Here is a 6,368-nt window from a genome sequence, read left to right on the forward strand (position 1 = left end):
GAATCCAACGAGTCGAAGCGCGCCTGCGCCCTATCTCAGGCCCCCGAAACGCGCCTGCATCCTATAGAATTGGACAACTCCGGAGTCTCTTCGACACACCGATAGGTCACAGGCGCGTTTCGCCGCGTCCCGAGTCGCGGTGGTTACCGCGCCTGACACCTCCATATGCGCGTCTGCCTCCTGCCGATGCCGCGCCTGCAACCTTCGCAATTGCGCCTGGCACCTACCACGAGCGCGCCCGCCACCTGTCGATAGGAGACGGGCGCGCTTTGCTGAGTCTGAAGCATCCGGGGAATCCTGCCTGCAAGAACGCCGGCCGACGCCGGTTCCACGATCTCGCGGGAGCGCCGCATGACCACCACGACCGAGAGCAACAGCCGCTGGGGCAAGATCCCCGCCTGGTGGCTGGACCATCCCGACCTCGACGCGGATGGATTCGCCGTGCTTGCGGCTCTTGCCACTTTCGCCAACGAGAACGGCGTCTGCTGGCCGTCGCAGTCGACGCTGGCAGCAAAACTGAAACGGTCGCGCCCGACCATCAACCGCATCCTGCAGCGCCTTCACGACATGGGTCTGGTCACCATCGAGCACCGCCGCGGCCGCGACGGCTCACGGCTGTCCTGCCTGTACCGGCTGCGCGTCGCCCAGTGCGAGGAGACCTTCCCCCAAGCCGCTGGCGACCAAGCCCCATTGCGCCCTGTTCCGACCAGCGACAGGGATGACTCACTGACGAACGTCCCCTGTCCAGCACCGAGTCATGAACACCATCATCCTGAACAGAATCCGGACTCGCTCGCTTCGGGCGGGCGCGGACCGGTGTGTGAAGTGCCCGCGGATTGGATGCCCAACGCCGACGACCTCGCCTGGGCCGGGAACCGTTTCGGCTCGGTCGATCTCAGCCGGCATGTCGAAGGATTCGTCCTGCGCTGCCAAGCCCACGGCTACCGGTACCGCGACATCTCCGCCGCCTGGCGGGCGTGGCTTGGCCAGGACGTGGCGGCCGGCAAAGCGCCGACGGTGAAATCCGCCCCGTCCGGCGGGACGGCCGTCATGAACACCAGCCATGCCCGCCAGAGCGTCGCCGAACAGCGGGTCGACGCCTGGATGACCGTTGCCGCGAGGCTCAAGGGCGTCCAGCCCGTCCCCCGTCCCCGTTTCTGAGGAAATCGTCGATGTCCGTTGCCATGATGCCCCTGCCGGAACGGTCCCCTCTGCCCTTTGACCCGGCGATGCCGTCTGCCGAACGTTGCCGGCTTCTCGTTGCCGCTTTTCCGGGAGCGGTGCGCGAGCTTCTGGCCGCCGGTACCCTGGAACACCGTCCGCGCTTCGGCGAGAACGGGTTCGAGGGGCTTCAGGAAAACTGGTTACCGCCGGTGGCCCTTTCCGCCCGGCAAGTCGCCATGGCGCAGCGGGTGCTGGCAGACCTGCAGGATTCCATCCTTGCGCCGGCCGAGCCCGACCATCTTCTTGGCCGTGTGCTGGCCTTGCTGTCCCATTTCCCGGCCAAGGGACTGCCCCCCGACGTCGAGCGGCTGGTCGCCATGGACTGGGTCGAGGACCTGGGCGAGTTTCCGGCCTGGGCCATCGACGACGCGGCGCGCGCGTGGCGCCGGACGAGGAAGTGGAGGCCGAGCATCGCCGAGATGCGCGCGCTGTGCGAGGAGGCCTGCGCGAAGGAGCGCGTCGTGGCGCAACGGCTCCGGCAAATCGTCCAGGCGTTTCGGGCTTCCGATGCCGGAAACGGGCTGGCGGAGATCCGCCGGTTTCCATGAGCCGGTGCCAGGGTGTTGCACGGATGGGCGTGCTGGCATAGGCAGAGCCGCCGTTTGTGTTCAGGTTCCCTATTATGCTGCACAAGGCCAACGCCGCTCGTCGCCATCGCATTCCTCGGCCCAAACGCAAGGTGACGAACTGGGCCGAATATGATGCCGCGCCACGCCAACGTGGCAGCCTTACGGTATGGGTCAGCAACGAAGCCATTGAGGGCTGGAGGGCTGCGCCCCGGACCACTCCGGGCGGGCAGCCCAACCACTCGGACCTCACGATCACGACGGCGCTGATGCTGCGCGCCGTTTTCCATCCGGCGCTACGCCACACCGAAGGTCTCATCGGCTGTGTGGGCCGGGCGAGTGGCTGATCGAAAAGCATGGGACCAGGAAGCGGTGATCCTGGAGGAAACTGCACATCGGCATGGACGCGGCGATGTGGTCGGATCGTTGCGGCCACGCTGACCGGCCGCGAGGTGGATGACGCCGCCCAGGTCGGGCCCTTGCTCGACCAAATCACGGACCCGGTGGCCTCCTTCACTGGCGACGGCGCTTACGATCGACCGGCGGTCTACGCGACCGTGCACGAGCGGCATCCCCAAGCCGCGGTCGTGACGGCGCCTCGGGCTGACGCCGTTCTCAGCGACATGGCAGCAACTGCGCCCATTCAGCGCGACCGCCACATTCAGGCGATCGCCGTGACGGGCCGCATGGCTTGGCAGCGGGACAGCGCGTACAACCGAAGGGCTCGCGTGGAGGGCCAGATCGGGCGCTGGACGCAGGTCATCGGTGATGGACGGCGTTTCCATACCGTCAAGGCGCAGGTCACTGAGGTCGCCATCGCTGCCGAGGTCCTCAATCGCATGCGCGACCTTGGACGCCCGGAGGCCGTTCGTGTCGCCTGATCAATGGTGGGAATGGGGCGATCTCTTGCCCCTCTCGCCTCGATGCAACACGCTGACGGGCCTTCTCACCGTTGCGCCGAAGGCTGCGCTGTACGCTGCGGTTCGCGATGCGCGGGAATCGCAGGCATGGCAGTTTGCCCAGGAACTGGCCGGACAAGCCGCGAAGATGCTTCAAGCCGTTGCCCTGCGATATCGGCAGATAGGCGCCCGGTGCCCGCTTCGGTTCCCCAAGAGAAAAGGCGCGGTCCCGAAGGGCCGCGCCTGATCTGGTTGTCTTGCCCGAACGCTTTTACCAGCGTCCGGCGCGGGCCTGCGGTCTGCCCTGGCCGCCGTCGCGCTGCCACGGCCTCGCTCCGCCGCGAATGGCCGGGCGGCCCGCCGGCCGGCCGGTGCCGCCGGAGAAAGAACGTTGCGGCTCAATGCCGGGGATCGTATGGATCGCCAGCGTCGCCCCGGTGAAGCGTTCGATGCGGGACAGGGTCTCGCGGTCGGCGCGGGAGGCGAAGGACACCGCGATGCCAGAGGCACCGGCCCGGCCGGTGCGGCCGATGCGGTGGACATAATCCTCGGCCGAGCGCGGCAGGTCGAAGTTGATGACGTGGGTGATGTCGCGCACGTCGATGCCGCGGGCGGCCACGTCGGTCGCGACCAGCAGACGGACCTGGCCGGTGCGCAGCCGCTGGAGCGTGCGGTTGCGCTTGGACTGGTCCATGTCGCCGTGCAGGGCAGCGGCGGCATGGCCGGCGGTGCTCAACTCCTCCGCCAGTGCGTCGGCGTCGCGCTTGGTCGCGGCGAAGATAATCGCTTTGCCGACTTCATCCTGGCTGGCAAAGTGCATCAGCAACCGGCGCTTGTGGTCCATATCGTCGGTGTGGTGCAGGCGCTGTTCAACGTTGATCGCGGTCGCTTGGCTTTGGACGGCGACGCGTTCCGGGTTGCGCAGCAGCTTGCCGGCGAGTTGGCTCATGCGGCGGTCCAGCGTGGCCGTGAACAGCAGCGTCTGGCGGTCGGCCTTGCAGGCGTCGGCGATCCGCTCGACGTCATCAAGGAAGCCCATGTCCAGCATGCGATCCGCCTCATCGAGGATCAGCACCTCGACGGCGCTGAGGTCGATCCGCTGACGTTCGATGTGGTCGATCAGGCGGCCGGGAGTTGCCACCACGACGTGCACCGGGCGCGACAGCATGCGAAGCTGCTCGCCGTACGGCATGCCGCCGACCACATCGATGATGTTCATGCGCAGCGGCTTGGCGTATTTGCGCGCCGCTTGGGTGACCTGGCTGGCCAGTTCACGCGTCGGGGCAAGCACGAGGATGCGCGGAGCGGCGACGGCGGGAGGGGGCAGATCGGCCACGCGGGTCAGGGCCGGCAGCATGAAGGCCGCGGTCTTGCCGGTGCCGGTTTCGGCGGTGGCGAGAATGTCGCGGCCGGCCAACGCCGGTGGGATGGCCGCCGCCTGAACGGGCGTCGGCGTGGTATAGCCATGCTCACCCAGAACCTGGGCGATTTTGGAATGAATGCCGAGATCAGCAAACGTCTGTTCGGAAACGAAATTTTCGGACAAGGAGTGGGACCTTCCACAAGCATGACGGCGCAAAGCGGACCACACCCCCGGTTGGGGAACGGTCAAGCGCCGGCGATCTCGCCAGGAGGAGGTCGAAAGAGGGAGTTGCGACTTGCTGAGGAGCGCGGCAGGGTGCCACGCCAAGAAACCTACCGCGTCTCTCTCAAGAGACGTTTTAAGCCTCCAGCGATCAATATCAATAGAATAAGACATGACGCCGTAATATCAAGGTCATTCGGCAATCAGGAGCGAAACCAGACGCTTGTCAGCCATGCACAGGATTTTCCGCATAGGTGGTGGCGACTTGGAACCCGATGATCTCGGCTTTCCTCAACGTCTGTTTTTTTCATCTCCCGTCATCCGGTCCGGAGCCATTCGGCGTCTGGATCGGATGGCTTTGGCGGTGCCCCCCTGGACACCGCCTTCTGGACACTGCGGACCGTCAGCGAGCCCTTGCTTTTCGGGCTGCATAGCGGGCGTCGCGGGCAGCCTTCGCCTCCACGGCCATGGCCATTTGGCGCGCGGCCTGCTCGGCGGCTTCCTGGGCCTCCAGCGCCTCGCGGGCGTCCCGCTCGGCCTGTTCCGCTTGCAGGGCCTCCTGCTCGGCAGCCTTGCGGGCGTCGCGCGCCGCGTTGCGCTCGGCCTCGCGAGCCTCACGGGCGATGCGCACGGCCCGCCGGGCTTCTTCCCGCTCCGCGAAGGCCAGATCGTTCACAGTCGATTGCGCCTTGAACTTCTCGAGCAGGGCCTTTTTCGCGCCCGCAGCCGTGCTCAGACGCTCGGAAAGCCCTGCGTTTTTAAAGCCGTTCATGTTTTTCCGTTTCGTGAATCCGGCCGCGCCCCGGGGAAGGTCGTCAGGCAAATCTTTATCGGTCACGGTCGCCGAAGGCGGCGATGCTGCACCGGCTATGAGGGGGGGCGGCGTCGTTTCTGGATCCCGGTACAAAAAAAGGGCGGCCGGAGCCACCCTTCTTTCCCGAGCCGGCTGCACTCAGAGTGCGCGCAGGTTCTCGGCGGCAACCTTGCCACGGCGAGGGTCGCGAACCGCGTCGAAGGACAGCTTTTGGCCCTCTCCGAGGTTGCTGATCCCGGCGCGCTCGACGGCGGAGATGTGGACGAACACGTCATCCGTGCCGTCTTCCGGCTGGATGAAGCCGAAGCCCTTGGTCGAATTGAAAAACTTGACGGTTCCGATGGCCATGGGTCAGTTCCCTTCCTGGCGTTGCCCGCACAACATTGCGCAGGGCATCAATCTCACTTCGGGAAGAGACTCAAATCCTTGGACAGGATCGGAATAACAAAGCCCAGAGCAACCTCGACCAACCGAAAGTGGGGTGTGGCCTGATATCTTGCAAGCGAAAAATGCCGGTGGGCGGCCATGCGTAATTCGATTGCCGAACAATCGTCTCGATATGGGGCTCGTATTGGCGTTTTTCTCTAACGCCGAAAACCACTTGTCGCAGAGGGCCAGTGCGAACCACCGCCACCATATTCCGAAGACACGCAACGGAGTCGGTCAGGCGAAGTTGACGATGCCCTGATCGGTGCTGGAGCACCAGGACCGTCTGCATCCCGGCGCGGGCTGGGCGCATCAACCAGCGTGCACGGTTTGCAGTTGGACGCTTTCCTCAGATAAATATCTTTATATGTCAATAACTTATGAATTCACTCCGATCGGTCACTCCTCGCAGAATCGTCGAGTTTAATGTTTAAAACTTTCAAAGAAAGTTTTTAGGAGAAAGCGACACGGGTGATTGAGCGGCCGGCCGCGGCGCGCGGATCGTGCCCCGAGGCTTGGTGTCTGAGGGGGCGTAGGTGCTGTTCGGCGAGTTGAAGCCGCCGGTCTACTCCGCTGCAATCGGCAGCGGGTCAGCGGTGTGAGGGTGGCACAGCTCGGTCAGGCTTTCCATGGTCATGTAGCGCCGGCACACCGCCCACTCGTCGTGTTGCTCCAGCAGCAAGGCGCCAACCAGCCTGCGAACCGCCCCCTCGCCAGGGAAGATACCAACGACGTTGGTGCGCCGCTTGATCTCGCCATTCAGGCGTTCCAGAGGGTTCGTGCTGTGCAGCTTGGTGCGCAGATCCTTCGGGTAGGCCATGTAGGCCAGCACGTCGAACTCCGCCTCGTCCATC

General features: G+C 65.1%; 8 protein-coding genes. 4 read left to right on the plus strand and 4 right to left on the minus strand.

From position 1 onward, the window contains the following. The first annotated feature begins 351 nt into the window (after positions 1 to 351). The 4 genes from Q4I23_RS29355 to Q4I23_RS29370 all read left to right on the plus strand — a co-directional run bounded on the left by Q4I23_RS29355 (position 352) and on the right by Q4I23_RS29370 (position 2,671). Complete coding sequence (locus Q4I23_RS29355; protein ID WP_498528554.1) at positions 352 to 1,161, plus strand: helix-turn-helix domain-containing protein; 810 nt, start codon at positions 352 to 354, stop codon at positions 1,159 to 1,161. Positions 1,162 to 1,172: 11 nt separating this feature from the next. Then, positions 1,173 to 1,772 (plus strand): hypothetical protein, encoded by a 600-nt coding sequence (locus tag Q4I23_RS29360; protein WP_498528555.1) that lies wholly within the window; start codon positions 1,173 to 1,175, stop codon positions 1,770 to 1,772. A gap of 74 nt (positions 1,773 to 1,846) precedes the next feature. After that, a complete protein-coding gene (locus Q4I23_RS29365) occupies positions 1,847 to 2,137 on the plus strand; it encodes a transposase (protein WP_498528556.1) in 291 nt (96 codons plus the stop codon). 9 nt (positions 2,138 to 2,146) lie between these two features. Beyond that, positions 2,147 to 2,671 (plus strand): transposase, encoded by a 525-nt coding sequence (locus Q4I23_RS29370; protein ID WP_498528557.1) that lies wholly within the window; start codon positions 2,147 to 2,149, stop codon positions 2,669 to 2,671. 289 nt (positions 2,672 to 2,960) lie between these two features. Here Q4I23_RS29370 and Q4I23_RS29375 read toward each other — a convergent pair whose 3' ends face one another. The 4 genes from Q4I23_RS29375 to Q4I23_RS29390 all read right to left on the minus strand — a co-directional run. Continuing rightward, positions 2,961 to 4,235 carry a DEAD/DEAH box helicase gene (locus tag Q4I23_RS29375; RefSeq protein ID WP_498528558.1) on the minus strand — a complete coding sequence of 425 codons (1,275 nt, stop codon included), beginning with the start codon at positions 4,233 to 4,235 and terminating at the stop codon, positions 2,961 to 2,963. Between the two features lie 442 nt (positions 4,236 to 4,677). Beyond that, the gene (locus Q4I23_RS29380; protein WP_498528559.1) at positions 4,678 to 5,112 is read right to left on the minus strand and encodes a DUF6481 family protein; all 435 of its coding nucleotides are present in this window, start codon (positions 5,110 to 5,112) and stop codon (positions 4,678 to 4,680) included. A 114-nt stretch (positions 5,113 to 5,226) separates the two neighbouring features. After that, on the minus strand, positions 5,227 to 5,436 hold the full coding sequence (locus Q4I23_RS29385) for a cold-shock protein (protein ID WP_149650864.1): 210 nt from the start codon (positions 5,434 to 5,436) through the stop codon (positions 5,227 to 5,229). Positions 5,437 to 6,079: 643 nt separating this feature from the next. Beyond that, positions 6,080 to 6,368 (minus strand): transposase (locus Q4I23_RS29390; protein WP_498528560.1); only part of this gene is annotated, 289 nt, incomplete at its 5' end.

Source organism: Azospirillum sp. UFLA03-27 (assembly GCF_059803775.1).

Bases quoted from the DNA above. Each gene is read 5' to 3' on its own strand.
- Q4I23_RS29355 (WP_498528554.1), top strand. From the start codon at position 352: ATGACCACCACGACCGAGAGCAACAGCCGCTGGGGCAAGATCCCCGCC.
- Q4I23_RS29360 (WP_498528555.1), top strand. From the start codon at position 1,173: ATGTCCGTTGCCATGATGCCCCTGCCGGAACGGTCCCCTCTGCCCTTT.
- Q4I23_RS29365 (WP_498528556.1), top strand. From the start codon at position 1,847: ATGCTGCACAAGGCCAACGCCGCTCGTCGCCATCGCATTCCTCGGCCC.
- Q4I23_RS29370 (WP_498528557.1), top strand. From the start codon at position 2,147: ATGGGACCAGGAAGCGGTGATCCTGGAGGAAACTGCACATCGGCATGG.
- Q4I23_RS29385 (WP_149650864.1), bottom strand. From the start codon at position 5,436: ATGGCCATCGGAACCGTCAAGTTTTTCAATTCGACCAAGGGCTTCGGC.